24 protein-coding genes are annotated in these 24,012 nt (G+C 74.9%); 15 read left to right on the top strand and 9 right to left on the bottom strand.

The genetic code is table 11. The features are described from left to right. The first annotated feature begins 57 nt into the window (after positions 1 to 57). The 4 genes from P3H78_RS11910 to P3H78_RS11895 all read left to right on the top strand — a co-directional run bounded on the left by P3H78_RS11910 (position 58) and on the right by P3H78_RS11895 (position 4,017). Complete coding sequence (locus P3H78_RS11910) at positions 58 to 1,020, top strand: ROK family protein (RefSeq protein WP_276108886.1); 963 nt, start codon at positions 58 to 60, stop codon at positions 1,018 to 1,020. A 281-nt stretch (positions 1,021 to 1,301) separates the two neighbouring features. Beyond that, the gene (locus P3H78_RS11905) at positions 1,302 to 2,558 is read left to right on the top strand and encodes an MFS transporter (RefSeq protein WP_276108885.1); all 1,257 of its coding nucleotides are present in this window, start codon (positions 1,302 to 1,304) and stop codon (positions 2,556 to 2,558) included. Positions 2,559 to 2,635: 77 nt separating this feature from the next. Continuing rightward, positions 2,636 to 2,830, top strand: a complete 195-nt coding sequence (locus P3H78_RS11900) for a hypothetical protein (RefSeq protein ID WP_276108884.1) — start codon at positions 2,636 to 2,638, stop codon at positions 2,828 to 2,830. A gap of 146 nt (positions 2,831 to 2,976) precedes the next feature. Continuing rightward, on the top strand, positions 2,977 to 4,017 hold the full coding sequence (locus P3H78_RS11895) for an NUDIX hydrolase (protein ID WP_276108883.1): 1,041 nt from the start codon (positions 2,977 to 2,979) through the stop codon (positions 4,015 to 4,017). A gap of 94 nt (positions 4,018 to 4,111) precedes the next feature. Here the strand turns inward: P3H78_RS11895 and P3H78_RS11890 are convergent, their stop codons facing one another. After that, positions 4,112 to 5,467, bottom strand: a complete 1,356-nt coding sequence (locus P3H78_RS11890; RefSeq protein ID WP_276108882.1) for a dipeptidase — start codon at positions 5,465 to 5,467, stop codon at positions 4,112 to 4,114. Between the two features lie 216 nt (positions 5,468 to 5,683). Here P3H78_RS11890 and P3H78_RS11885 point away from each other — a divergent pair, with 216 nt between their 5' ends. Then, complete coding sequence (locus P3H78_RS11885) at positions 5,684 to 6,919, top strand: geranylgeranyl reductase family protein (protein ID WP_276108881.1); 1,236 nt, start codon at positions 5,684 to 5,686, stop codon at positions 6,917 to 6,919. On the opposite strand, the gene P3H78_RS11880 is transcribed toward P3H78_RS11885, so the two are convergent. Beyond that, entirely contained in the window at positions 6,909 to 7,358 is a 450-nt protein-coding gene (locus tag P3H78_RS11880; RefSeq protein ID WP_276108880.1) for a nitroreductase family deazaflavin-dependent oxidoreductase, read from the bottom strand. The two genes, P3H78_RS11885 and P3H78_RS11880, sit on opposite strands and share 11 nt — an antisense overlap. Positions 7,359 to 7,490: 132 nt before the next feature. Between P3H78_RS11880 and P3H78_RS11875 the strand changes: the two genes are divergently transcribed. The 3 genes from P3H78_RS11875 to P3H78_RS11865 all read left to right on the top strand — a co-directional run bounded on the left by P3H78_RS11875 (position 7,491) and on the right by P3H78_RS11865 (position 10,179). Beyond that, positions 7,491 to 8,180, top strand: a complete 690-nt coding sequence (locus tag P3H78_RS11875) for a TetR/AcrR family transcriptional regulator (protein ID WP_276108879.1) — start codon at positions 7,491 to 7,493, stop codon at positions 8,178 to 8,180. Between the two features lie 113 nt (positions 8,181 to 8,293). Continuing rightward, positions 8,294 to 9,517 (top strand): sensor histidine kinase, encoded by a 1,224-nt coding sequence (locus tag P3H78_RS11870; RefSeq protein ID WP_276108878.1) that lies wholly within the window; start codon positions 8,294 to 8,296, stop codon positions 9,515 to 9,517. Next, entirely contained in the window at positions 9,514 to 10,179 is a 666-nt protein-coding gene (locus P3H78_RS11865) for a response regulator (protein ID WP_276108877.1), read from the top strand. The genes P3H78_RS11870 and P3H78_RS11865 overlap by 4 nt, the downstream gene beginning before the upstream one ends. 70 nt (positions 10,180 to 10,249) lie before the next feature. Here the strand turns inward: P3H78_RS11865 and P3H78_RS11860 are convergent, their stop codons facing one another. Then, a complete protein-coding gene (locus P3H78_RS11860) occupies positions 10,250 to 10,987 on the bottom strand; it encodes a maleylpyruvate isomerase family mycothiol-dependent enzyme (RefSeq protein ID WP_276108876.1) in 738 nt (245 codons plus the stop codon). Between the two features lie 141 nt (positions 10,988 to 11,128). Here P3H78_RS11860 and htpG point away from each other — a divergent pair, with 141 nt between their 5' ends. Continuing rightward, positions 11,129 to 13,066 (top strand): molecular chaperone HtpG, encoded by a 1,938-nt coding sequence (gene htpG / locus P3H78_RS11855; RefSeq protein ID WP_276108875.1) that lies wholly within the window; start codon positions 11,129 to 11,131, stop codon positions 13,064 to 13,066. 147 nt (positions 13,067 to 13,213) lie between these two features. On the opposite strand, the gene P3H78_RS11850 is transcribed toward htpG, so the two are convergent. Further along, positions 13,214 to 13,786 carry an Rv1733c family protein gene (locus P3H78_RS11850; protein WP_276108874.1) on the bottom strand — a complete coding sequence of 191 codons (573 nt, stop codon included), beginning with the start codon at positions 13,784 to 13,786 and terminating at the stop codon, positions 13,214 to 13,216. Positions 13,787 to 14,023: 237 nt separating this feature from the next. Next, on the bottom strand, positions 14,024 to 14,848 hold the full coding sequence (locus tag P3H78_RS11845; protein WP_276108873.1) for an MIP/aquaporin family protein: 825 nt from the start codon (positions 14,846 to 14,848) through the stop codon (positions 14,024 to 14,026). Positions 14,849 to 15,138: 290 nt separating this feature from the next. On the opposite strand from P3H78_RS11845, the gene P3H78_RS11840 reads away from it, so the two are divergent. Continuing rightward, on the top strand, positions 15,139 to 15,561 hold the full coding sequence (locus P3H78_RS11840) for a luciferase domain-containing protein (protein ID WP_276108872.1): 423 nt from the start codon (positions 15,139 to 15,141) through the stop codon (positions 15,559 to 15,561). 27 nt (positions 15,562 to 15,588) lie between these two features. Here the strand turns inward: P3H78_RS11840 and P3H78_RS11835 are convergent, their stop codons facing one another. Continuing rightward, entirely contained in the window at positions 15,589 to 16,368 is a 780-nt protein-coding gene (locus P3H78_RS11835; RefSeq protein ID WP_276108871.1) for a DeoR/GlpR family DNA-binding transcription regulator, read from the bottom strand. Between the two features lie 121 nt (positions 16,369 to 16,489). On the opposite strand from P3H78_RS11835, the gene P3H78_RS11830 reads away from it, so the two are divergent. Both P3H78_RS11830 and P3H78_RS11825 read left to right on the top strand, forming a co-directional pair. After that, the gene (locus tag P3H78_RS11830) at positions 16,490 to 17,371 is read left to right on the top strand and encodes an SIS domain-containing protein (RefSeq protein WP_276108870.1); all 882 of its coding nucleotides are present in this window, start codon (positions 16,490 to 16,492) and stop codon (positions 17,369 to 17,371) included. Positions 17,372 to 17,474: 103 nt separating this feature from the next. Then, positions 17,475 to 18,347, top strand: a complete 873-nt coding sequence (locus P3H78_RS11825; protein WP_276108869.1) for a class II fructose-bisphosphate aldolase — start codon at positions 17,475 to 17,477, stop codon at positions 18,345 to 18,347. On the opposite strand, the gene P3H78_RS11820 is transcribed toward P3H78_RS11825, so the two are convergent. Continuing rightward, positions 18,337 to 19,491, bottom strand: a complete 1,155-nt coding sequence (locus P3H78_RS11820; RefSeq protein ID WP_276109225.1) for a methyltransferase — start codon at positions 19,489 to 19,491, stop codon at positions 18,337 to 18,339. The genes P3H78_RS11825 and P3H78_RS11820 overlap by 11 nt on opposite strands. Positions 19,492 to 19,658: 167 nt before the next feature. Here P3H78_RS11820 and P3H78_RS11815 point away from each other — a divergent pair, with 167 nt between their 5' ends. From P3H78_RS11815 to P3H78_RS11805, 3 genes are all read left to right on the top strand, one after another. Then, positions 19,659 to 20,309: an alpha-ketoglutarate-dependent dioxygenase AlkB family protein gene (locus tag P3H78_RS11815; protein ID WP_276109224.1), complete on the top strand. Its 651-nt coding sequence runs from the start codon at positions 19,659 to 19,661 to the stop codon at positions 20,307 to 20,309. Between the two features lie 48 nt (positions 20,310 to 20,357). Continuing rightward, entirely contained in the window at positions 20,358 to 21,596 is a 1,239-nt protein-coding gene (locus P3H78_RS11810; protein WP_276108868.1) for an ROK family protein, read from the top strand. A 355-nt stretch (positions 21,597 to 21,951) separates the two neighbouring features. Next, entirely contained in the window at positions 21,952 to 22,269 is a 318-nt protein-coding gene (locus tag P3H78_RS11805; protein WP_276108867.1) for an SHOCT domain-containing protein, read from the top strand. 353 nt (positions 22,270 to 22,622) lie between these two features. Here the strand turns inward: P3H78_RS11805 and P3H78_RS11800 are convergent, their stop codons facing one another. Together P3H78_RS11800 and P3H78_RS11795 are read right to left on the bottom strand one after the other, a co-directional pair. Beyond that, positions 22,623 to 23,156, bottom strand: a complete 534-nt coding sequence (locus P3H78_RS11800) for an ATP-binding protein (protein ID WP_276108866.1) — start codon at positions 23,154 to 23,156, stop codon at positions 22,623 to 22,625. Between the two features lie 199 nt (positions 23,157 to 23,355). Beyond that, positions 23,356 to 23,679, bottom strand: a complete 324-nt coding sequence (locus P3H78_RS11795; RefSeq protein WP_276108865.1) for a hypothetical protein — start codon at positions 23,677 to 23,679, stop codon at positions 23,356 to 23,358. Between the last annotated feature and the right edge of the window lie 333 nt (positions 23,680 to 24,012).

Raw genomic sequence — 24,012 nt, 5'->3', positions numbered from 1 at the left:
GCGGCCGGGCCGTACTCGCTCCTGCTTTCTCACGGTTGACGGGGAGATCCGACTCTTATGCACACCGACCTCGTGGCCGCGCTCGACATCGGTGGCACCAAGATCGCCGGTGCCCTGGTGGACGGCGACGGAGGCATCCTGGTGCGCGCGCAGCGCGCGACGCCCGCGCGGGAGGACGGCGACACCGTGATGGCGGCGGTGGACCAGGTGCTCGGCGAGCTGACCGCGGCGCCGCTGTGGGGAGGGGTCGCGGCCCTCGGTATCGGCAGTGCCGGGCCGGTGGACGCCTCCGCCGGCACGGTGAGCCCGGTGAACGTGCCGGGGTGGCGCGGTTATCCGCTGGTCGAGCGCGCCCGGGACGCGGTCGGCGGGCTGCCCGTCGAGCTGATCGGCGACGGCGTGGCGATCACCGCCGCGGAACACTGGCAGGGTGCCGCCCGCGGCCACGACAACGCCCTGTGCATGGTCGTGTCCACCGGCGTGGGCGGCGGCCTGGTGCTCGACGGGCGGCTGCACCCCGGCCCGACCGGCAACGCGGGCCACATCGGCCACATCAGTGTCGACCTGGACGGCGACCCGTGCCCGTGCGGTTCGCGCGGCTGCGTCGAGCGCATTGCCAGCGGCCCGAACATCGCCCGCCGCGCCCTGGCCGACGGCTGGCGGCCGGGGCCGGACGGCGAGACGTCGGCCGCGGCGGTCGCGGCCGCCGCCCGTGCCGGGGACCCGGTCGCCGTCGCGTCCTTCGAGCGCGCCGCGCAGGCGCTGGCCGCCGGCGTCGCCGCCACCGCCACCCTGGTCGAGATCGACATCGCGGTGATCGGCGGGGGCGTGGGGAAGGCCGGGGACGTCCTGTTCACCCCGCTGCGCAGGGCGCTGGAACGCTACGCCACCCTCTCCTTCGTGCGCCGGCTGACCGTGGTGCCGGCCCGGATGGGCACGGACGCCGGCCTGGTGGGCGCGGCCGCGGCCGCGCTCGCCGGCCACGCCGACCGCACCGGGACGGCGACGGCGGGCGTCTGAGGTGGGTCGGCGACCGGGCGGGAGCGCAGGCTGCGCCCGTCGGCCATGACCGACACCCCGCGTGGCGCCCGGTCGGCTCGCCGGCCGGCCGGGCCGACGGCCGCAGGGTCGGCGTGCTCCCGGTCGCCCCGACGCCGTGGAGGGAGCCCGGCCGCACCCCTGCGCCCGGGGTGCCCGATCGCGCCCCGCGGTGTGCCGCGGGAAGCGGTGGCGGGGCGGAGGGGTTGCACGGGGTACGCGGTGAAGCAGCCACGCGGAAACGCCAGCGGACGGAGCGCCCCATGCCGACGAACCCGAGCACGCGCCGCGCGCCCACCGGCCCCGCCCCCGGGCCCGGCGACCGGGCCCCCGGCAGGCTCCGCCACGGGGCCGGTTTCTGGACGGTCGCCGCCGTGTTCGTCACCGCCATGGCCTTCTCCACCGTTCCCACCCCGCTGTACCCGCTCTACCAGGTGCACGACGGCTTCTCCACCTTCACCGTCACCATCGTCTTCGCCGTGTACGCGGTCGGCGTCCTGGTCAGCCTGCTGCTCGCCGGGCACGTCTCGGACTGGCTGGGACGCCGTACCGTCCTGGTCGCGGCCCTGCTGCTCGAACTCGCCGCCGCGGCCCTCTTCCTCGCCTCGTCCGCCCTGCCCGTGCTGGTCGCGGCCCGGCTGGTCACCGGTCTCGGCGTCGGCATGCTCACCGCGACGGCCACCGCCCACCTGCACGAGCTGCACGCAGCGGACCGGCCCGGCGCCTCCGCGCAGCGCTTCGAGATCGTGTCCACCGCGGCCAACATCGGCGGTCTGGGACTCGGGCCGCTGATCGCGGGGGCGCTCGCCGCGTTCCTGGCCGCCCCGCTCCGCCTGCCCTACGCCGTCTTCGGCGTCCTGCTGCTGCTCGGCATCGGCGCGGTGCTGCTCACCCCGGAGACGGTCGTCAGGCCCGCGGTCCGGCCGCGGTACCGGCCGCAGAGGGTGAGCGCCGACCACGGCGACCGGGCCGGCTACGTCTCCGCGGCCGCGGCCGGATTCGCCTCCTTCGCCGTCTTCGGCCTGTTCACCTCGCTCATCCCGGGGTTCGTCGACGTGACCCTGCACCATCCCTCGCGGCTGCTCGCCGGGGTGGTCGTGTGCGCGGTCTTCGGCGCGGCCGCGACCGCCCAGGTCCTCTCGGGACGGCTCACGGAACGCGCCCGCCGCACCACCGGACTGCTCGCCCAGGCCTGCGGCGTGACGCTGCTCGCGGTGGGCGTGCACACCACGAGTCTGCCGCTGGTGCTGCTCGCCGGGATCGGCGCCGGTGCGGGCGCCGGGGTGCTGTTCAAGTCCGCCGTCGCGTCCGTCGCCGCGATGGCCGCCCCGGAGCGCCGCGGCGAGGCCCTGGCGGGACTGTTCCTGGTGTCGTACCTCGGACTGGCCCTGCTGCCCGTCGGGCTCGGCCTGGCGACCCGCTTCACCGGTGTGCCCGCGGCGCTGACCTGGTTCGCCGGGGTGGTGCTCGCCCTGCTGGGCGTCGTGGTCCTGCTCGGCCGCCGCCGCACCCGCTCCTGACCTGCGGGATCCGGGGCGCGTGCGCCGGTCGGGTGCGCGGCCGTGACCACGGCCCGGTTCCGGCGGTTGAACCGGTCATGAAGAAGCGCAGCATGCTCGCCCTCGCCTCCCTGGCCACCGGATTCGTCGTGGCCGCCGTCAGCCCCTCCCACGCCGCCGGCCACCCGCTCGGCGATCCCGACGTGAAGGACACCGTGGGGACCGTCGACCACCTGGTCGGCCACGACAGCCCGGTCGCCGCGGACGACGACACCAGGGGAAACCGCGCCTGAGGGCCACGGCCCGCGGCCGGTGCCGGCGCTTCCCGCCACGGTGCGGGGGCGCCGGCACCGTCGTGCGGGCGCCCTCAACGGGAGCCGGTTTCCGTGGCAGGGTGGAGCGGGCAAGCCACTGGGGGCCAAACAGAAGAGGGGGAACCGTGATCGTCTGGATCAACGGTGCGTTCGGTGCGGGGAAGACCACCACCGCACGGGAACTGATCGACCTGATCCCGAACAGCACGATCTTCGACCCCGAGGTGGTCGGCGGCGCGCTCGCGCACCTGTTGCCGCCCAAGCACCTCGCGGAGGCCGGCGACTTCCAGGACCTGCGGATCTGGCGGCGGCTGGTGATCGACACGGCGGCTGCCATGCTCGCCGAGCTGGGCGGAACCCTCGTCGTCCCCATGACCCTGCTGCGCCAGGAGTACCGCGACGAGATGTTCGGCGGTCTCGCGGCCCGCCGCATTTCCGTGCGGCACCTGCTCCTCGCCCCGGCCGAAACGATCCTGCGGGAGCGGATCGCAGGCCGCGAACTCCCGCCGGACCTTCCCGACGGCGAACTGCGGGTGCGCCAGTGGGCCTACGACCGCATCGAGCCCTACCGCGCGGCCCTGGCCTCCTGGCTCACCGCGGACGCCCACGTCGTCGACAACGGCGCCCTCACCCCGTACGAGACCGCCGTCCGCATCGCCGGGGCCGTGGGCAGCGGGTCCGCGGCGGTCTGCGACATCGTGCAGACCCCCGAGCCGACCGGGGAGACCGTCGCCTCCGGGGTCCTCCTCTTCGACGAGCAGGACCGGGTGCTGCTCGTCGACCCCACCTACAAGGCCGGCTGGGAGTTCCCCGGCGGTGTGGTCGAGCCGGGCGAGGCACCCGCGCGGGCCGGGATGCGCGAGGTCGCCGAGGAGACCGGGATACGGCTGGCGGAGCCGCCCCGGCTGCTCGTCGTCGACTGGGAGACACCGGCGCCGCCCGGATACGGCGGCCTGCGGCTGCTGTTCGACGGCGGCCGGCTGGACACCGCGACCGCCGCGGGCGTGCTCCTGCCCGGGCCCGAACTGCGCGACTGCCGCTTCGTCACCGAGCACGAGGCGGCGGACCTGCTGCCCCCGGTGCGCTACGAGCGGCTGCGCTGGGCCCTGCGGGCCCGCGAACGGGGCGCCGCCCACTACCTGGAGGCGGGCGTACCGGTCGGTTGACGGCCGTCGCCCGGGCCGGGGGGGCCGTCGGGACGCCGCCTCCGCGGGAGCGGAGGGGACGCCCGGGCCCGCCCCGGCCGGGGCGCGGTCTCCGTCAGCCCGCCGCGTAGGTGCGGAGGAACAGCGCTTCCGCCACCGACAGGCGCTCCAGCTCCTCGGGGGAGACGCTCTCGTTCACCGCGTGAATCTGCGCCTCCGGCTCGCTCAGGCCGATGAGGAGGATCTCCGCCTCCGGGTAGAGCGAGGCCAGGGTGTTGCACAGCGGGATCGAGCCGCCCTGGCCCGCGTACTGCATCTCCTCGCCCGGGTAGGCGACCGCCATCGCGTCGGACATGGCCTGGTACGCCGGGCTGCCCGGGTCGGCGCGGAACGCCTGGCCCTGGCCGATCTGCTCGGTGCGCACCCGCGCGCCCCACGGAGTGCGCCCCTCCAGGTGGGCCTGGAGCAGCTTCGTCGCCTCGGCGGCGTCCACGCCCGGCGGCACGCGCAGGCTGATCAGGGCGCGGGCGCTCGCCTGGACCGACGGGGTGGCGCCCACGACCGGGGGGCAGTCGATGCCGAGGACCGTGACCGCCGGGCGCGCCCAGATGCGGTCGGCGACCGTGCCGGAGCCGATCAGGCCGACGCCGTCGAGCACCTTGGCGTCCTTGCGGAACTGCCCCTCGTCGTACTGGAGGCCCTCCCAGGCGGAGGTGCCGGTCAGGCCGTCGACCGTGGTCGAGCCGTCCTCGGCGCGCAGTGAGTCCAGGACCCGGATCAGCGCGCCGAGCGCGTCGGGGGCCGCCCCGCCGAACTGGCCGGAGTGCAGGTTGCCCTCCAGCGTGTCGACCTGGACCCGGACCAGGGTCATCCCGCGCAGCGTGGTGGTGACGGTGGGCAGTCCGACGCGGAAGTTGCCCGCGTCGCCGATCACGATCGCGTCGGCCTTCAGCAGCTCCGGGTGCGCCTCGGCGTACCGCTCCAGACCACCGGTGCCCTGCTCCTCGGAGCCCTCGGCGATCACCTTGACGTGCACCGGGACGCCGCCGGCGGCGCGCAGGGCGCGCAGCGCGAGCAGGTGCATGATGATGCCGCCCTTGCAGTCGGCGGCGCCGCGGCCGTACCAGCGGCCGTCCCGCTCGGTCAGCTCGAACGGCGGCGTGTCCCAGCCCGCCTCGTCCAGCGGCGGCTGCACGTCGTAGTGCGCGTAGAGCAGGACGGTCCTGGCGCCCTCCGGGCCGGGCAGGAAGCCGTAGACGGACTGCGTGCCGTCCGGGGTGTCGAGGAGGGCCACGTCCTCGAAGCCCTCGGTGCGCAGGGCGTCCGCGACCCAGCGGGCGGCGCCCTCGCTCTCGCTCCTCGGGAACTGGTCGAAGTCCGCCACCGACTTGAAGGCCACCAGCTCGGCGAGTTCCTCCCGCGCCCGGGGCATCAGCGAGGCGACGGTCTCGGCGACCGGATTCGACGACATGGGCACGCTCCTTGTGGGTGCGACGGTGTACGGGTGAGCGCTTCGGTGGCTTTTTCCGAGCGTTCGTGTCCTACGGTGATCGTGTCAGCGTAGGCGCCCGCCGCCGGACGGGTCGTGCGGGCCTGCCGATCCTCCCACAGCGGCCCGCCACGACGGCCGCCGTAGGATGCCTGGGACAGCAGCGGAAGCCGGCGTGATCGGGAGCAGTAGACCATCGTGAGCAGCGAGAACTCTTCGGCGGACGACGTACAGCGGGTGTGGGACGTCGTCGTGGTGGGCGCGGGACCCGCGGGGGCCTCGGCCGCCTACGCGGCGGCGGTCGCGGGGCGCAGCGTGCTCCTGTTGGAGAAGGCGGAGCTGCCCCGCTACAAGACGTGCGGCGGCGGTATCATCGGCCCCTCCCGCGACTGCCTGCCCCCGGGGTACGAACTGCCGCTGCGCGACCGGGTGCACGCGGTCACCTTCTCCCACAACGGGCGCTTCAGCCGCACCCGCCGCTCCCGGCGGATGCTCTTCGGGCTGGTGAACCGGCCGGAGTTCGACCAGCAGCTCGTGGAGCACGCGCAGAAGGCGGGCGCCGAGCTGCGCACGGGCGTGACCGTGTCGCGGGTCGAGCAGCACGGCTCGGCCGTGCCGGACCGGCGCACGGTGGCCGTGGTGCTCCAGGGCGGCGAGACGGTGCTGGCCCGCGCCGTCGTCGGCGCCGACGGCAGCGCCAGCCGCATAGGAGCCCATGTCGGGGTGAAGGTCGACCAGGTCGACCTCGGCCTCGAGGCGGAGATCCCGGTGCCGGACACCGTCGCCGAGGACTGGCGCGGCCGCGTCCTCATCGACTGGGGCCCGCTGCCCGGCAGTTACGGCTGGGTGTTCCCCAAGGGGGACACGCTGACGGTGGGCGTGATCTCCGCCCGCGGCGAGGGCGCCGCCACCAAGCGCTACCTGGAGGACTTCATCGCCCGGCTCGGCCTGGCCGGCTTCGAGCCGAGCATCTCCTCCGGGCATCTGACGCGCTGCCGTGCCGACGACTCCCCGCTCTCCCGCGGCCGGGTGCTGGTGTGCGGGGACGCGGCCGGACTGCTGGAGCCGTGGACCCGCGAGGGCATCTCCTTCGCGCTGCGCTCGGGGCGGCTCGCGGGGGAGTGGGCGGTGCGGATCGCGGAGGCGCACGACGCGGTGGACGCCCGCCGCCAGGCCCTGAACTACGCCTTCGCGGTGAAGGCCGGACTCGGCGTCGAGATGTCCGTCGGCAAGCGCATGCTGGCGGCCTTCGAGCGCCGCCCCGGTGTCTTCCACGCCGTCCTGACCGGCTTCCGCCCCGCCTGGAACGCCTTCCGCGACATCACCCGCGGCTCCACCTCGCTGGGCGAGCTGATGCGCGCTCACCCGCTGGCGCAGCGCGCCCTGACCGCGCTGGACCGGCGGCCCGCCGCCGAGGACACCGTCAGTTCGTGACCGTGATGCGGAAGACCGGATGGTCGGGGGCGATGCGGCGCAGCTCCTCGTCGGAGGACTCGGGGCCGACGCCGTGGAAGAACACCCCGACCTCCGCCTTCCAGCGGCGGAGGTAGGCGCGCAGCAGCGGGGCCTTGTCGTCGTCGGCCACCTCGGTCGCGGAGAACACCTCCACCCGCCGGCCCAGGCGCAGTTCGCCGCCGCCCGCGGCCCGCATGTTGCGGGTCCACTGGACATGGCCGCGGGGCGCGACCAGGTACTGCTGCCCGTCCACGGTGAGCACGTTCACCGGGGTGGTGCGCCACTGGCCGCTCGTGCGGCCGCGCACCGCCAGCACCCGCGAGCCCCACACGCTGATCCCGCGGCGGGCGGTCCAGGCCACGGCGCGGTTGAGGACGTTGACGGTGAACCAGCCGGGCGTGCGGACGTGGGCGGACATGACTTCCTCCTGGAAGCAGATGTGAGAGCAGTGCTCTCGTTCGCCCTCAGTCTGGCCGAGGCCGGTGCTCTCTGGCAAGAGCGGTGCTCTCTTTTGTGTGCACTGCTCCGAGAGCGTGGGACACTGGCGTCCATGAGCACCGCACAGGGGGCCCGTGCCCGGGCCAGGACGGAGATCACCGCCGCGATCAAGGACGAGGCCCGCAGACAGCTCGCCGCCGAGGGCGCGTCGAAACTCTCGCTGCGCGCCGTGGCCCGCGCGCTCGGCATGGTCTCCTCCGCCCTCTACCGCTACTTCCCCAGCCGCGACGACCTGCTGACCGCCCTGATCATCGACGCCTACGACTCCCTCGGCGGCGCCGCCGAGACCGCGCACGCCGCGGTGGCCGGAGCCGGGGAGCTGGACCGCTGGACCGCCGTGTGCGAGGCGGTCCGCGGCTGGGCGCTGGACCACCCGCACGAGTACGCCCTCATCTACGGGTCGCCCGTGCCCGGCTACACCGCCCCCCGGACCACGGTCCTGCCCGCCGCGCGCGTCGGCCTCCTCCTCGTCGGCATCGTCCGCGACGCCCACGGCCGGGGCGCGCTGGCCGCGCCCCCGCTCCCCGGCGGACTGCGGGAGGAGGCCGCGCGGATCGCCGCCGACCTCGCCCCGGAGCTGCCGCCCGAGGCGGCCCTGGCGCTCGTCGCCGCCTGGGCGCAGCTCTTCGGCCTGGTCGGCTTCGAGCTGTTCGGCCAGTTCGAGCGGGTGGTGGAGGAGCGCGCGCCGTTCTTCCGGCACGCTGCCGTCCGGCTCGCGGCCGGGGTCGGCCTCCCCGCCTGAGCCTGCGGCGCCCCGCCGCCCCGGCCCGCGGCGCCCGTACTCCCCGGGGAGTACGCATGATCACCTCGTCCGGGCGACGCCGTGCCCGGTCCGGGCGGTCTAGCGTGGCCGTCATGGCAGAGCGACGCGAGCGCGGGAGCGGCCCGCCGCGGTGGGCGCGGCACGGGCCGCCCTGGTGGAACCACGGCGGCGAGCCGTCCTCGCGGCGCCTTCCCGTGGTCTCCACCGTGCTGCTCACGCTGCTCGTGCTCGGCGGCACCCATGCCGCCGCCGCCGGACAGCGGCACCGCGAGCCGCTGGACGCGTACGGCGCCGCCCTGCTGCTCGCCGCCTCGGTGCTGCTGCTGTGGCGCACCCGGCATCCGGTGCCCGTCGTCCTCGGCGCGGCCGGTCTGACGCTGGTCTACCTCACCGCCGGATACCCCTACGGACCGGTGTTCCTGACGGTCGCCGTCGCCTGCTTCAGCGCCGTCGTGACGGGGCACCGCCGGGCCGCCTGGACGGCGGTGGCCCTGCTCTGGGCCGGGCACGCCCTGGTCGCCCTCCTCCTGTACCGCGTCCTGCCACCGCCCGGCGACGGGCCGGCCTCCTGGCGGCAGGAGGCCGTCGTCGCCACCTGGGTGGTGGCCGTCGTCGCCCTCGCCGAAGTGGCCCGCGCCCGCCGGGAGCAGTGGGCCCAGGAGCGTGCCGAGCGGGCGCGGGCGGCCCGCCGCCGTGCGGACGCCGAACGGCTGCGCATCGCCCGGGAACTGCACGACGTCCTCGCGCACAGCATCTCCGTCATCCATGTGCAGGCGGGCGTCGGCCTCGCCCTCCTCGACACCGAGCCGGAACAGGCGCGCACCGCGCTCACCACGATCAGGGCCGCCAGCAAGGAGGCCCTCGGCGAAGTGCGCCAGGTGCTCGACTCCCTGCGCGCCCCCGGCGACGCACCGCGCGCGCCGGCGCCCGGCCTGGACCGGCTGCCCGAACTGGTGGAGCAGGCGTCCCGCACGGGCCTGACGGTCACCACCGAGGGCGAGCCGCCCCGGCTGCCGCCGGCCACCGACCTCGCCGCCTTCCGGATCGTCCAGGAGGCCCTCACCAACGTGCTGCGCCACTCCGGATCACGGCACGCCCGGCTGCGCCTGGCCCGGGAGGGCGGCACGCTGCGCCTGCGCGTCGACGACGACGGACCCGCCACCGGCGGCGACGCCGGCGGCAGCGGCAACGGGCTCGCCGGGATGCGGGAGCGGGCCGCGGCCCTCGGCGGCACCGTCGAGGCGGGCCCGCGCCCCGGCGGCGGCTGGCGGGTGCGCGCCGAACTGCCCCTGTCCCCCGCGGAGGAGGAACGGTGATCCGCGTCCTGCTCGCCGACGACCAGTCGCTGGTGCGTGCCGGTTTCAAGGCACTGCTCGACGCCCAGGCCGACATCGCCGTCGCGGGGGAGGCCGCGGACGGCGAGGAGGCCGTGCGCCGGGCGCGCGAACTGCGGCCCGACGTGGTCCTCATGGACATCCGCATGCCCGTGCTCGACGGGCTGGCGGCGACCCGCCGCATCACCGGGGACGCCGGGCTGCGCGACGTCAGGGTGGTCGTGCTGACCACCTTCGAGCTCGACGAGTACGTCTTCGAGGCGATCCGCGCCGGAGCCTCCGGCTTCCTGGTGAAGGACACCGAACCCGACGAACTCCTGCGCGCGGTCAGGGCGGTGGTCGCGGGCGACGCGCTGCTGTCGCCGGGGGTGACCCGCCGCCTGATCGCCGAGTTCGCCGCCCGCTCCAAGGAACCCGCGACGGCGGACGTCCTCGCACGCCTCACCGACCGGGAACGGGAGGTGATGGCGCTGGTCGGCATCGGCCTGTCCAACGAGGAGATCGCCCGCCGCCTGGTCGTCAGCCCGCTCACCGCCAAGACCCACGTCAGCCGTACGATGGTGAAGCTCGGCGCCCGGGACCGCGCCCAACTCGTCGTCCTCGCCTACGAGTCGGGGCTGGTCCGGCCGGGCTGGCTGGGCTGAGCGCCCCGCGCCGGTGCCCCGTCGGGCGGCCCGGGGCCGCAGCCGGACGGCGCCGGTGCGGGCCCGCGGGTCAGACGATGGCCGCCCTCTCCCGCCACAGCTCCGCGAGCGCGCGGTCGCCGGTGGTCACGGGCACCGGCAGCCGGTTCCACAGCGCCAGGTACAACCGCGCCGCGGGGCCCGCCAGTTCGGCGTCCGCCGTCGGGGTGTCCTCCGGTGCGGCGGCCGGCGGGCCCGCGGACAGGCGTACCGTCCACACCGCGCCGGTGTCCGTGGCGCGCACCCGTACGGTCCGCGGCTCGTCCGTGCGCAGCCTGCTGCGGGACCGGGCGTGGAAGCCGCGGAGCAGCTCGTCGATCCCGTCCACGGCGAAGTCCGCGCCGACCGCCGTCGGCGCGCCCCCGCGGGCCGCCTCGGCGTCGTACCGGTGCACGGCCGTCTCGTGCGCCTGCCGCCGGGTCCAGAAGGCCAGCGGGGACGGCGACGGCGCGGGGTGGAACGTCCAGCAGGCCACGTCCGCGGGCGCCTGCGCCAGCGTCCCGACGAGGCGGCGGTGACCGTCCCGGTACCAGGCCACGAGCGCGTCGCCGTCGAGGTCGGGCCCGGCGTCCAGGGGGACCGGCGCGGTGCGCCCCTCCGCGACGAATCCCGCGGCCCAACGGTGCACCGCGCCCGTGTGGCGCAGCAGGTCCCGGACCCGCCATCCCGGGCAGGTCGGCACCCGGGCGCCGGTCCCCGCGTCCTCGGCGGCCGCCGCGAGCAGGCGGCCCTCCCGGTCCAGTGCGTCGAGGAATGCGACAGTCTCCATGACGGTGAGTCTGCCGGACGCCCGCCCGCCGCGACCGCCCGGACCCGCGGCCGGGAACAAGTCACCGCCCGATGTGGTGTTTTACAGTGACAGCCACCAGTAGTGATGGCCGCACGGCGACTTGCGAGGTAAGGGCGAACCATGCCGACCGAAACGTTTGAGTTCCAGGTAGAGGCCCGTCAGCTGCTCCAGCTGATGATCCACTCGGTCTACTCGAACAAGGATGTGTTCCTGCGCGAGCTCGTCTCCAACGCGTCCGACGCGCTGGACAAGCTGCGCCTCGCGGCGCTCCGGGACGACGCGCCCGGCGCCGACACGTCCGACCTGCACATCGAGATCGAGCCCGACGGCGACGCCCGCACCCTCACCGTGCGCGACAACGGCATCGGGATGACGCACGACGAGGTGGGGCGCCTGATCGGCACCATCGCCCACTCCGGCACGGCCGCCTTCCTGGAGGAGCTGAAGGAGGCCAAGGACGCGGCGGGGGCCGAGGGGCTCATCGGCCAGTTCGGCGTCGGCTTCTACTCGGGCTTCATGGTCGCCGACGAGATGACCCTGCTGACCCGGCGGGCCGGCGAGGCCCGGGGCACCCGCTGGACCTCCCGCGGCGAGGGCACATACACCATGGAGACGGTCGACGACGCGCCGCAGGGCACCTCCGTCACCCTGCACCTGAAGCCCGCGGACTCCGACGACCAGCTCCACGACTACACCTCCGCCCGGAAGATCAAGGAGATCGTCAAGAAGTACTCGGACTTCATCACCTGGCCCATCCGGCTCGTCACGCCCGCCCCCGCACAGGAGGCGCCGGCCGGCGGGGACGGCGCCGAGGCGGCCGGGGGCGGGCCGGCCGCGCCCGAGACGCTCAACTCCATGAAGGCGCTGTGGGCCCGCTCGCGCGAGGAAGTGTCCGACGACGAGTACCACGAGCTGTACAAGCACATCGGGCACGACTGGCGCGACCCGCTGGAGACGGTCCGGCTCCAGGCGGAGGGCACCTTCGAGTACCAGGCCCTGCTGTTCGTGCCCGCGCACGCGCCGCACGACCTCTTCACCCAGGGCTTCCGGCGCGGACTGCAGCTGTACGTCAAGCGGGTCCTCATCATGGACGACTGCGAGGCGCTGCTGCCTTCCTACCTGCGCTTCGTCAAGGGAGTCGTCGACGCCCAGGACCTCTCGCTGAACGTCTCCCGCGAGATCCTGCAGCAGGACCGCCACATCCGCATGATGCAGCGCCGCCTGACGAAGAAGCTGCTGTCCTCGGTGAAGGACATGATGGCCAGGAACCCGGAGCGCTACACCACCTTCTGGCGGGAGTTCGGCGCCGTGCTGAAGGAGGGGCTGGTCACCGACGCTGAGAACCGCGACGCGCTCCTCGCCGTGTCCTCCTTCCCGACCACGTACGGCGACGGCGGGCCGACGACGCTGAAGGGGTACCTGGAGCGGATGGAGGACGGTCAGGAGGACATCTACTACCTGACCGGCGAGTCGCGCCGGAGCATCGAGAACTCCCCGCACATGGAGGCCTTCCGCGACCGCGGCATCGAGGTGCTGCTGCTCACCGACCCCGTCGACGAGGTGTGGGTCGACGCGGTGGGCGAGTACGAGGGCAAGCCGATGCGGTCCGTCGCCAAGGGCGAGATCGACCTCGGCGGCCGCACCGGCGACGACGCCGGCACCGAGCGCGAGCAGCAGGCCGACGCCTACGCGGACCTGCTCGGCTGGATGACCGAGCAGCTGGACGAGGGGATCAAGGAGGTCCGTCTGTCGTCCCGGCTCACCGTGTCCCCGGCGTGCATCGTCTCCGACGCGCACGAACTCACCCCGGCCCTGGAGAACATGTACCGGGCCATGGGCCAGGAGGTCCCGCCCGCCCGCCGGATCCTGGAGCTCAACCCGGACCACCAGCTCGTGAAGGGGCTCAACCAGGCCTACCGGGAGAACGAGGACCGCACCCGGCTCGCCGGAACCGTGGAGGTGCTGCACGGTCTGGCGGTGCTGGCCGAGGGCGGCCGCCCGAAGGACCCCGCACGGTTCGTCCAGCTGATGTCGGAGCGCCTGGAGCGCGCCCTCTGAGCAGCCTCCCCGCAGATCCGGGCCGGCTCCCGGTGACGGGACCACCGGCCCGGCCCGGAGGAGCGACCGCCGGTCCGTCCCGAGCCCGACCGCCCGGACGCTCGGCCGCGGTGGGCCAGGCGCGACCTTCCGGGCGGGGGAGCCCCCTCAGCCCGTCTTGCGGCCCCACTGCGAGTCCACCAGGGCCCACTCCTCGGCCCACTGGGCCATGCGGTGCCGGTCGAGGCGGCCCCGGACGAGCTTGACGCCTCCGAGGACCGCACCCACCGCAGCCGTGCCCGCCCAGAGACCGCCGAGGGCCGCCTGGAACGTGGCGTCCGCCGCGGAGGCGGGCGGCGAGGTCAGCCTCCCGCGGCCGTTCGTCCACACCGTGACCTGGTTCCCGGGGCGGGCGGCGGCCGGCACGCGGGCCCGGCCGGTGTGGGCCGTGCCGTCCCGGTCGGTCCAGCGGACCGTGCCCCAGACCAGCGCCGCGCTGCTCGGCCGGGCCGGCCCGTGGGTCGCCTCCGCGGTCAGCTCGGCGGCCATCGGCCGGCTCTCGGCGCGCACCCGGTCCGCGCTCCGCTGCATGACGCCCGACGTCAGCACCGCCGACAGCAGCCCGCCCGCCACGGCGAGGACGCAGGCGGCGAGCAGCAGCCACGCCTCCACCACATCACTCGTCCGGCGCAGCGGATTGCTCCGCCAGCGCCACAGCCACACTCCCGTACGACGTGTCACCCTCGACACCCCCTCGTGAGCAGACGGCGCTTATTGCCAGTGTGCCCCCAGACGCGATCAGAGGCTCCCGGCGGGACCGGAACGTGCGCGGAAACGGTCAGGAGAGAGGCCGGGCGGGCCCGGGACGGCGGCGCGGAGGCCGCCGCGGCGGGCGGCCGGCGCAACGCCACGAGGACCCGCCCGCCCCGGGCGCGCCCTGGACCGCCGGCCCGTTCCATGACCCGACCCGGCCGTTTCCTAGTGCTCGGGGTCGGGCGCGGGGACCCGGCCCGGCTCCTGCTCCTCCGGCGCCGCCGCGAGGTACGGGGTGATCAGCAGACGGTAGATCGCGGCACCGAGCACGCCGCCGATGAACGGCCCGACGATGGGCACCCAGAAGTACAGCTGGCCGTACTGGTCGCGCCAGGCGGTGCTGTAGCCCGTCAGATAGCTCGCCAGGCGGGGACCCAGGTCGCGCGCCGGATTGATGGCGTACCCGGCGTCCGCGCCCCAGGCCATGCCGATCGCCACCACGATGAAACCGATGATCAGGGGTGCGAGGTTGGCACCCGGGGGCGTGTTCAGCAGGTCGGTCACGGCGAAGATCAGCAGCAGCAGGATCGCGGTGCCGATGATCTGGTCGCGCAGGGCACCCCACTCGCTGACCGGGAAGACCCCGTTGCCGGGAAGGGTGGAGAAGACGATCTGAGTCTTGAAGGTGTGCCCGGGGTCGGCCTTCGCGAGGAGCTCGGTGTAGTTCCAGCGCACCAGCAGGGCCGCGACGAACGCCCCGAGCGTCTGCGCCAGGGCGTACGGCAGGACCTTGTGCCAGGCGAAGCCCTTGAAACACGCCAGGGCCAGCGTCACCGCCGGGTTGAGGTGCGCGCCGCTGACGCGCGCGGCGACGTACACACCGAACGTGACACCGAAACCCCAGGCCCACGCGATGCTGTTGTGATCACCGAGTTGTCCGGCCACGACCTGGGCGACCACACCGCAGCCGAACAGGATGAGGATCAGCGTGCCCAGGAACTCGGCGGTGAGTTCGCCGATCAGGGTCCGTCTGGACGTCCCGTCTGCCATGGGGCTCCGCCTTCCACTCGACCGGGGATGGGCGCTTCGGGCCGTGAGCGTATCGATTTGATGCTGGACGTCCAGGGGGTGAACGTCAAACGGAAGAACAGCTGTCATTTGGGCTACGCCCCGTGTGCGGCGGGCGGAGCGGCAGGTCGCCTCACCGGAGCGGCCGGAACTGCCGATTTTTGTGCCGTACCGCCGTTGGGCGATTGAGTGCCGCACCGCCGTCGGACACGGATCGGTTAAGGCTCGCTCACGCCTCGGTTGCCGTGCGGTGAGCGGGCCATGATGGCACCATGACGCTGGCAGAGCGCGCGCAGTCCCAACTCGCCACCTGGCCCGACCTGATGGAATCGGCGCCGAGCTGCGGCACGGGGCGGGCGCTGAGTTCGGTCCGCGGCGAGGTCGTCCACTTCCACTCGGACCGGGACGTGGACCTCCGCCTGACGGCCCCGGCCATCCGGCGACTGGCGGGCGACCTGCGGCGGTTCACCCCCGTCCGGATGGTGCCGGGGTCGCACTGGGTGACACTGCGTCTCGACGCCTCCGCGGACGTCGACCTGCTGGTGACCCTGGTGAGCGTCGCCCTCCAGGCCCAGACGCGGGCGGCCGCCCCCGTGCAGGTCCCCGTGCCGCCCCGGCCCTGGCGGCGCGAGACGGTCGTGACCGTGCCCACCGGGTGCAACGACGGCCGTGGGGTGGGGTTTCTGCGCGTCTGACCTGTGCCGCCGGCCCGCCGGCGCAGGTCAGACGGTGACGACGCGGACGCCCGCCTCCTCGAACCGCCGGACCGCATCCGGTTCTGCCGCCGTGTCCGTGACCAGGGTGTCCACCGCCTCGGCCGGGCAGATCCGCGCGAAGGCGCGCCGGCCCAGCTTGCTGGAGTCGGCCGCCACGACGACCCGTTCCGCCCGCTCGCACAGCAGGCGATTGATCGCGGCCTCCGCCTCGTCGTGCGCCGCGGCGCCGTGCGCCACGTCGAAGGCCACCACCCCGAGCACCGCCATGTCGACGGTGATCTGGCCCAGCACGCCGTCCGCGAGCGGCCCGATGAGCTCGTACGACTGCGGCCGGGCGACGCCGCCGGTCACCACGATCTTGAACTGGGGCCGCACGGCCAGCTCGTTCGCGATGTTCAGCGCATTGGTCACGACGGTCAGCGCCGGCGTGCCGGAGGCGAGGTCGGCCCGGACCGCCAGCGCGCGGGCCACCTCCGTGGTGGTCGTGCCGCCGGTCAGGCCCACCGCCTCGCCGGGTGCCACGAGGTCCGCGACCGCGGTGGCGATCCGCTGCTTCTCGGAGGCCCGGCGGGCCGTCTTGTAGCGCAGCGGCAGCTCGTAGGAGACACCGTGCACGACCGCGCCGCCCCGGGTCCGCACCAGCATCTGCTGCTCGGCCAGCCGGTCGAAGTCGCGTCGGATCGTCGCGGCGGACACCTCCAGCTCGGCAGCGGCCTCCTCGACATCCAGCCGGCCGCGCTCGACGAGCAGTTCCAGCAGCGCCTTCCAGCGCGCGTCGCGCGACATCCCGCGCCTCCGTTCCTCGTTCCTCCGCGACCCTAGCGCACCCTGCGCGACGCCGAATGCTTGATTATGCTCGAAAGGCGACGCTATCTTGCAAGAACGATCATCCAGAGGAAGGTGGGGCATGACGTACGTCGAGGACGAGCTGACCAGCCAGCCCGAGTGCTGGACCCGCGCCGCGGCCGAGGCCGCCGCGCGGGGCGGTGCACTGCCGGGACCGGGGGAGCGGGTCGCGATCGTCGGCTGCGGCACCTCGTACTTCATGGCGCAGGCGGCCGCCGCGCTGCGGGAGGGTGCGGGGCAGGGGGAGACCGATGCGTTCGCCGCGTCCGAGTTCCCGCCGGGCCGCCGCTACGACCGGGTCGTCGCACTCACCCGCTCCGGCACGACCACCGAAGTCCTGGAGCTGCTCAAGCAGGTGAAGGGCCGCATCCCGACCACCGCCGTCACCGCGGACCCGGACACCCCGGTGATGGGCGCCGCCGACGACGTCGTGGTGCTCGACTTCGCGGACGAACGCTCCGTGGTGCAGACCCGGTTCGCCACGACCGCGCTCACCCTGCTGCGCGCGCACCTCGGGCTGCACTCCGACACCGCCGTCGCCGACGCCCGCACCGCCCTGGCCGCTCCGCTGCCCGCCGGACTCGTGGAGTGCACGCAGTTCACGTTCCTCGGCCGCGGCTGGACCGTCGGCCTCGCCAACGAGGCCGGGCTGAAGATGCGGGAGGCCTCCCTGTCCTGGACCGAGGCCTACCCCGCCATGGAGTACCGGCACGGCCCCATCAGCGTCACCACCCGCTCCACCGCGACCTGGATGATCGGCCCGGCGCCCGACGGACTCGCCGACCAGGTGCGGGCCACCGGCGGCCAGTGGGTCGAGGGGACCCTCGACCCACTCGCCGAACTCGTCCGCGTGCAGCGCCTCGCGGTCGCCGTCGCCGCGGCCCGCGGCCTGGACCCGGACCGGCCCCGCCATCTGACCCGCTCGGTCGTCCTCGACGGCTGACGCCCCCCGGCGCGGTCCCGCCGCAGCCTCCGACCTTCCCGCACCACCCCGGAGTTCCCCCGCCTCACCGGAGATCCGCCTCCGCCCCCGGAAAGGACACGCCGTGCCGCTTGCCACGACCGGCGACCTGGTCACCCGCGCCGCCGCCGCGCGCTCCGCCGTCGCCGCCTTCAACATCATCACGCTGGAACACGTCGAGGCCGTCGTCGCCGGCGCCGAGTCGGCCGGCGTGCCCGTCGTCCTCCAAGTCAGCGAGAACGCCGTCAAGTTCCGCTACGGCCGACTGCGCCCGATCGCCCGGGCCGCCGTCGCGGCGGCGGAACGGTCCGCCGTCCCCGTGGCCCTGCACCTCGACCACGTGCAGAGCGACGACCTGCTGCGCCAGGCATCCGACGCGGGCTTCAGCTCCGTCATGTACGACGCCTCCCGGCTCCCGTACGCGGAGAACCTCGCCGCGACGCGCGCCGCCGCGGAGTGGGCCCACGCGCAGGGGCTGTGGATCGAGGCGGAGCTGGGGGAGATCGGCGGCAAGCACGGGCACCCGCCGCTCGACGCCCACGCACCCGGTGCCCGCACCGACCCCGGTGAGGCGCACGCGTTCGTCGCGGACTCCGGGGTCGACGCCCTCGCCGTGGCCGTCGGCAACGCGCACGCCATGACCGAACGCACCGCCGCGCTCGACCACGACCTGCTCAAGCGCCTGGCCGGTGCCCTGGAGGTGCCACTCGTCCTGCACGGCTCCTCCGGCGTGCCCGACGAGGAGCTGGCCGCCGCCGTCGCCGGAGGCATCGCCAAGGTCAACGTCGGCACCGCCCTCAACGTCGCCATGACCGGAGCGATCCGCGCCTTCCTGGCCACCCACCCGCAGGCCGTCGACTCGCGCAAGTACCTCAGCGTGGGCCGGGAGGCGATGGTGGCGGAGGTGGAGCGGTTCGTCGCGGTGCTCGGCGCGCGCCCCGCCCCGGCTACCGCCTGACCGACCGCAGCACCACGAACTTGGGGTCGCTCGCGACCAGTTCGCAGTTCCCGAACAGGCGCCGCAGGGCCACGTGGTAGCCCAGGTGCCGGTTGCCGACGACCCACAGCTCGCCACCGGGGCGCAGCACCCGCCGCGCCCCGGTGAACATCCGCCGTGCCGTCGCATCCGTCGTCGCCTGGTGCGAGTGGAAGGGCGGGTTGTTCAGGACCAGGTCCACGCCGCCGTCCGGCAGTCCGGCCAGACCGTCGCCGACCCGGAACTCGGCCTGCCCCGGCACGCCGTTCGCCCGGTACGTCCCCTCGGCGGACGCCACCGCCTGGAAGGACTCGTCCACGAAGAGCACGTCGGCCTCGGGGTTCGCCAGGGCCACCGCCGTCCCCACCACGCCGTTGCCGCAGCCCAGGTCGACCACGCGCCGCGCACCGCGGCCCCCGGGCAGGTGCTGAAGGAAGAAGCGGGTGCCGATGTCCAGGCGCTCCGCGCAGAACACTCCGGCGTGATTGACGACCGTCCGCCCTGACACGGCGCCGATGCCGTCCGGCAGCTCGTACCGGTGCGGCCAGCGGCTCGCCGGCCGGACCAGGGCCGGGTCAGGTGCGCAGTGGATCAGCCGCGCCTTGCGCTCGGCGAGCGAGGTCCGGGTCGGTCCGAGGATGCGCTCGAACAGCTGGAGCGTCGAGGTGTGGATCTCCTTGACCATGCCGGTGCCGACGACGACCGTGTCCGCGTGCACTCCGGGTGCCAGCCGCAGCAGCTGGTCCTCCAGCAGGGCCAGGCTCTTCGGCACCCGCACCAGCAGGACGTCGATCCGCTCCGGCGGCGGATCCTGCGTGGTCAGCAGGCGCACCGCGCCGGTCGCCACCCCGTTGCGGGCGAGGTTGGCGCGCGTCGCCTCCCGGGTGAGGAAGGAGTCCGTGATCTGCACCGGACGGTGCGCGGCCAGCGCGGTGACCAGCGCGCCCCACCGGTCCCCGACCGCCACCACACTCCCGTGGCCGCCGCCGTCCTGCGGCCCGCTCCCGAGCCCCTGCTCCGCGAGGTGCCGCAGGAGGTACTCGTCGGAGGCGTCCCAGGCGCGCAGCCGGTCGCGGGGATCCTCGGGGAACCGGGCGAGCTCCAGCTCGCCCCACGGGGTCGTCATACGGTCGCTCATCGTCCGTCCAGGCTAGCGGAGCCCCAGCTCAGGACCGGTCGCGCGGGCCGGACCCGCGCCCGCGGGGCCGCCGACCGGTGCCCGCGGCCGCCGCGCCGTCCCGGGCACCGGGCACATGCCCGCGGGCATGGACGAGGATGGAGAGCATGGAGGCCATGGACGCCGAGCTGTTCCCGCGCCCGCGCCGCCGGGTCGCGCCCGGTGCCGTGCACGTGCCCGACTGGCTGGACGCGCGGCGCCAGCGGGAGCTGCTGACCGCCTGCCGGGTCTGGGCCCGCCCGCCCGCGGGGCTGCGCACCGTGCACACCCCCGGCGGCGGGACGATGACCGCCCGCCAGGTGTGCCTGGGCTGGCACTGGTACCCGTACGCGTACGCCCGCACCGTCGTCGACGGCGACGGCTCCCCGGTGAAGCCGTTCCCGCAGTGGCTCGGCGACCTGGCCCGGCGCGCGGTCGCCGACGCGCTCGGACCGGACGCGGTGCCGGGCGACGCGTACGACATCGCACTGATCAACTTCTACGACGCCGACGCCCGGATGGGGATGCACCGCGACGCCGACGAGCACTCCACCGCCCCCGTGGTCTCGCTCAGCCTCGGCGACACGTGCGTGTTCCGCTTCGGCAACACCGGGACCAGGGGCCGCCCGTACACGGACGTGGCACTGCGCAGCGGCGACCTGTTCGTGTTCGGCGGCCCGGCCCGGCTCGCCCACCACGGCGTCCCGCGCGTGCACGCGGGCACGGCACCGCCCGAGTTGGGCCTGACCGGACGCCTGAACATCACCCTCCGGGCCAGCGGCCGCTGACCCGCGGCGCCGGACGGACGTCCGGCGGATCATGGGAGACTCGCCCTCATGACCGGCAAGGCGGACCCCCGGACGGCGGGGGAAGGGACCACCTCGAGGACACGGCTGGACCGGGGGCGCGGCGCCCTCGGGCCCGCGCTGGAGCTCGTGCACACCGGACGGGCGCCGACCCGTGCCGTGCTCACCGCCGAACTCGGGGTGACCCGGGCGACGGCGGGCGCGGTGGCGGCCGAGCTGGAGGCGCTGGGCCTCATCAGGGTGGACGCCCGCCCGGCCGCGGCGGCCGGTTCGCAGGGCCGGCCCTCGCACCGGCTCGCCCTCGCCGAGGACGGGCCCGTCGCGCTGGCCGCCCAGGTGCACGCCGACGGATTCCGAGCGGCCCTGGTCGGTCTGGGCGGCCGGATCGTGGCCACCGCCCCCGGCTGCGAGACCGTCGACGCCGACCCCGCCCAGGTGCTCGGCTCCGTCGTCGAGGCCGGTGCCGAGCTGCTGCGCACGACCGGCAGGCGCTGCGTCGGCGCCGGGCTCGCCGTGCCGTCGGCGGTCGCCGAACCCGACGGGCTCGCCCTGAACCCGCTGCACCTGGCCTGGCCCCCGGGCGCCCCGGTCCGCCGGATCTTCGCCGAGTGCGTGCGCGAGGCCGGGATCACCGGACCGGCGTTCGCGGCGAACGACGTCAACCTCGCGGCCCTGGCCGAGCACCGGCACGGCGCGGGCCGCGGCGCCCGCGACCTGCTGTGCGTCGCCACCGGGCACCGCGGGGTCGGCGGTGCCCTGGTGCTCGACGGGCGGCTGCACACCGGCAGCGGGGGACTGGCCCTCGAGGTCGGCCACCTCACGGTCCACCCCGAGGGCCGCCCCTGCCACTGCGGCAGCCGGGGCTGCCTGGACGTGGAGGCCGACCCCCTGGCCTTCCTCACCGCCGCGGGCCGCACCCCCGGCCCCGAGGTGTCCCTCCTCCAGCAGGCCCACGACCTGATCCGGGACCACTACGGCGATCCGGCCGTCCGGGAGGCCGTCGGCGCCCTGATCGACCGCCTGGGCCTGGGACTGGCCGGCCTGGTGAACATCCTCAACCCCGACCGGATCATCCTCGGCGGCCTGCACCGCACCCTCCTCGACGCCGACCCGGACCGCCTGCGGGCCGTCGTCGCCGACCGCAGCCTGTGGGGTCAGAGCGGCGGGGTGCCGATCCTGCCGTGCACCCTCGACCACAACAGCCTCGTCGGCGCGGCCGAACTGGCCTGGCAGCCGGTCCTCGACGACCCGCTGGCGGCGCTGACCTGACCACCGGCCAGGCAGCGCCGGCCTGAACGCCGCCCTGGCGGCCTGCCGCACCCACCCGGCCGCCGGACAGCCGGCTGCGGGGAGCCGCCGCGGCGGACGACGGGTGGGCTCCTTCACGGCCGGGACGGCGGCCGCTCCACGGCCGCCGCGCGGCATCACGGTGCGAGCCACTGCCGGCCCGCCCCCCCGCGGAGCAGCCGCCGCCACCCCCGCTGCTCCCCAGGGCGTACGCACGCGGTCGCCGGGTGCACGACGACGGGGGCCCCGGTGGGGAGGCACGCTCGATTCGGCTTCCTGGAAAACCCTCCGGAGCCCGCGGACACCCCCGCGTCATCCCCGGGGAAAGGAACCGGACATGCACACCCATGCGTACGGGAACGGCGGACCCGGGCCGTGGATCCTCCTTGTTCCGCTGGTCTGGGCGGCCGTCGTGCTCGGCGTCGTCACCGTGCTGCGCCGGACCGGCCGGCGCGGCGGTCCAGGCGGGCCGTGGCGGGGCCCGTTCGACGGTCTGCGGGGCGGTGCCGACGGCCACCCCGCGCCCGACTCACCACTCGCCGTGCTCGGCCGGCGCTTCGCCTCCGGCGAGATCGAGGAGGACGAGTACTGGCGCCGACTGTCGGTGCTGGAGGAGCAGTTCGGCCGCGCGGGCGGCCGGGGCGGTCCCGCGTGAGAGCGGCGGCGGGGCGGTGCGGCTGTTGCCCGCGGCCCCGTGCGTCGTGACGGCGCTGCCGACGGGTGCGGGCCCGCCCCGGCCGGAAGCCGCACGGGGACCGGAAGCCGGCGGCCCGGGATCCTCGGCAGCCCGCGCGGACGTGCGCACCCCGCCGGTCCCGGTGGTCGCCCGCGGCGATCCCGCACGCCGCCGGCGACCCCGGGCCGTTCCGGTGCGTGTCCGGGACGGAGTCCCGACGGCCCGGCGGACCGCCGCCACCGAAGGATCCGAGAGGTTCCTCGGCGGCGGCGGCCACAGGGGCCCGCACACGCGGCCGGCGAGCGGTCCGCGCGGGCCCGGTCACCGCTCGGTCAGCCGGGAACGGCGGACCGGGCGGGAGCGTGCGCGGGCCGCGCGCCGTCGAGCGCGGTCTCCACGTGCGTGAAAGGGTGCAGCGACGGCTCCGCGGTCACCAGGCGTGGCGCCCGCGCCGGCGCGGCCACGGCGGTCGCGACGGTGGGCAGGGTGAACCACACGACCTTGCCCCGCTCGCCGTCCGGGCGCGCGCCCCAGGTCTCGCTCATGGCGGCCACCATCGCCAGCCCGCGGCCACCGGTCGCGAGCGGCCCCACGTCCTCCACCACGGGAAGGCGGGGATCGTGGTCGCGCACCGAGACGGTGAGCCGCTCGAGCAGCAGCTCCAGCTCCACGGTGCACAACTTGTCGGGCTCGGCGTGCTGGTGGACGTTGGTGAGCAATTCCGTCACACCGAGCGCGGCCCGGTCGATGAGAAGGTCCAGATGCCAGTAGCGCAGGTGCGCAGATACGATTCTGCGGACCTGGCCGATCCGCGACGGCAGGGCATGGAGCTCCACCGTGCAGTGCCTGCTCGGGTGACTGATCACGGCTGCGACTCCCCGACATAGAGGTCCGGAAGAACACGACGTTCGGAAATCAGCAGGGCGCCTGCGTGGCAATGCCGCCTGCTGTCGTGGCCGGCGGGCTGGTTCGCAGCGTTATCGCCGGTAAACCCAGAGTGACGTGTGACCAGAGTGACGCACGGCGCCCGACCCCGCAACTCGCGGGACCCCGGCGCGCGGAGCCTCAGCCGTCACGTCCCGCCGCCCGGCGCACGGCCTCGATGAACCGGCGCGCCGCGGGCGGCCCCGACTCGCCCGGAGCGGGGTCGTGGTCGCCGAGGGTGAGCTGGTACCGCTTGCCGTTGACCTCGGCCTGCGCCCGGTCCTCCGGCGCGAACCACGGCCTCGACGCGCGCACCGTCCCGACCGGGGCGCTGTCGATCTCGCTGCCGTAGCTGGTGAGCAACTCCAGCCTGCCGTCGTTGATCCGGACCTGCCCGGCCCGGGTGAGCGAGCGCAGCCGTTGGTCGATCCGCACGCCCGTGGCCGTGAACTCCGGCTCCGCCATGCCCTGCCGCCCCCTTGCCTGTGTCGCTGCTGGTTGCTGGTGCCGTCCGGTGGGCGAACCGGTCCGCACCGCGGGGTGCGGCGTGCCCCCGTGTGGACCTTCGTCCCGTCGGTGCAGTCTGCCCCGCTTCGATGGGGAGCGCCAGGGTGCGGGGCGTGCTCGCCATGGGTGCCCGGAGCACTCGCCGGAATGCGCCCCCGGAATGCGCCCTCCGCGCGCCGGGTGCCTCCCGGGCCGTGGCCCCCAGCTGCTCCTTTGACCGCCTCAAAGGCGTGTTTATGCAGGTGGGAAGCGTGCCGGAAGGTGCTTATCATCGGGTGCGTCCGGCCGCGC

Origin of the sequence: Streptomyces tropicalis, assembly GCF_029269835.1 — a bacterium.
Taxonomy (GTDB): Bacteria; Actinomycetota; Actinomycetes; order Streptomycetales; family Streptomycetaceae; genus Streptomyces; species Streptomyces tropicalis.
The sequence above is the reverse complement of the archived record's forward strand: the minus strand, read 5'-3'. Positions and strand labels throughout refer to the sequence as shown.

Coding starts and splice junctions, on each gene's coding strand:
- P3H78_RS11910 (WP_276108886.1), top strand. CDS start 58: ATGCACACCGACCTCGTGGCCGCGCTCGACATCGGTGGCACCAAGATC.
- P3H78_RS11905 (WP_276108885.1), top strand. CDS start 1,302: ATGCCGACGAACCCGAGCACGCGCCGCGCGCCCACCGGCCCCGCCCCC.
- P3H78_RS11900 (WP_276108884.1), top strand. CDS start 2,636: ATGAAGAAGCGCAGCATGCTCGCCCTCGCCTCCCTGGCCACCGGATTC.
- P3H78_RS11890 (WP_276108882.1), bottom strand. CDS start 5,467: ATGTCGTCGAATCCGGTCGCCGAGACCGTCGCCTCGCTGATGCCCCGG.
- P3H78_RS11880 (WP_276108880.1), bottom strand. CDS start 7,358: ATGTCCGCCCACGTCCGCACGCCCGGCTGGTTCACCGTCAACGTCCTC.
- P3H78_RS11875 (WP_276108879.1), top strand. CDS start 7,491: ATGAGCACCGCACAGGGGGCCCGTGCCCGGGCCAGGACGGAGATCACC.
- P3H78_RS11870 (WP_276108878.1), top strand. CDS start 8,294: ATGGCAGAGCGACGCGAGCGCGGGAGCGGCCCGCCGCGGTGGGCGCGG.
- P3H78_RS11860 (WP_276108876.1), bottom strand. CDS start 10,987: ATGGAGACTGTCGCATTCCTCGACGCACTGGACCGGGAGGGCCGCCTG.
- htpG (WP_276108875.1), top strand. CDS start 11,129: ATGCCGACCGAAACGTTTGAGTTCCAGGTAGAGGCCCGTCAGCTGCTC.
- P3H78_RS11845 (WP_276108873.1), bottom strand. CDS start 14,848: ATGGCAGACGGGACGTCCAGACGGACCCTGATCGGCGAACTCACCGCC.
- P3H78_RS11840 (WP_276108872.1), top strand. CDS start 15,139: ATGACGCTGGCAGAGCGCGCGCAGTCCCAACTCGCCACCTGGCCCGAC.
- P3H78_RS11835 (WP_276108871.1), bottom strand. CDS start 16,368: ATGTCGCGCGACGCGCGCTGGAAGGCGCTGCTGGAACTGCTCGTCGAG.
- P3H78_RS11830 (WP_276108870.1), top strand. CDS start 16,490: ATGACGTACGTCGAGGACGAGCTGACCAGCCAGCCCGAGTGCTGGACC.
- P3H78_RS11820 (WP_276109225.1), bottom strand. CDS start 19,491: ATGACGACCCCGTGGGGCGAGCTGGAGCTCGCCCGGTTCCCCGAGGAT.
- P3H78_RS11815 (WP_276109224.1), top strand. CDS start 19,659: ATGGACGCCGAGCTGTTCCCGCGCCCGCGCCGCCGGGTCGCGCCCGGT.
- P3H78_RS11810 (WP_276108868.1), top strand. CDS start 20,358: ATGACCGGCAAGGCGGACCCCCGGACGGCGGGGGAAGGGACCACCTCG.
- P3H78_RS11805 (WP_276108867.1), top strand. CDS start 21,952: ATGCACACCCATGCGTACGGGAACGGCGGACCCGGGCCGTGGATCCTC.
- P3H78_RS11795 (WP_276108865.1), bottom strand. CDS start 23,679: ATGGCGGAGCCGGAGTTCACGGCCACGGGCGTGCGGATCGACCAACGG.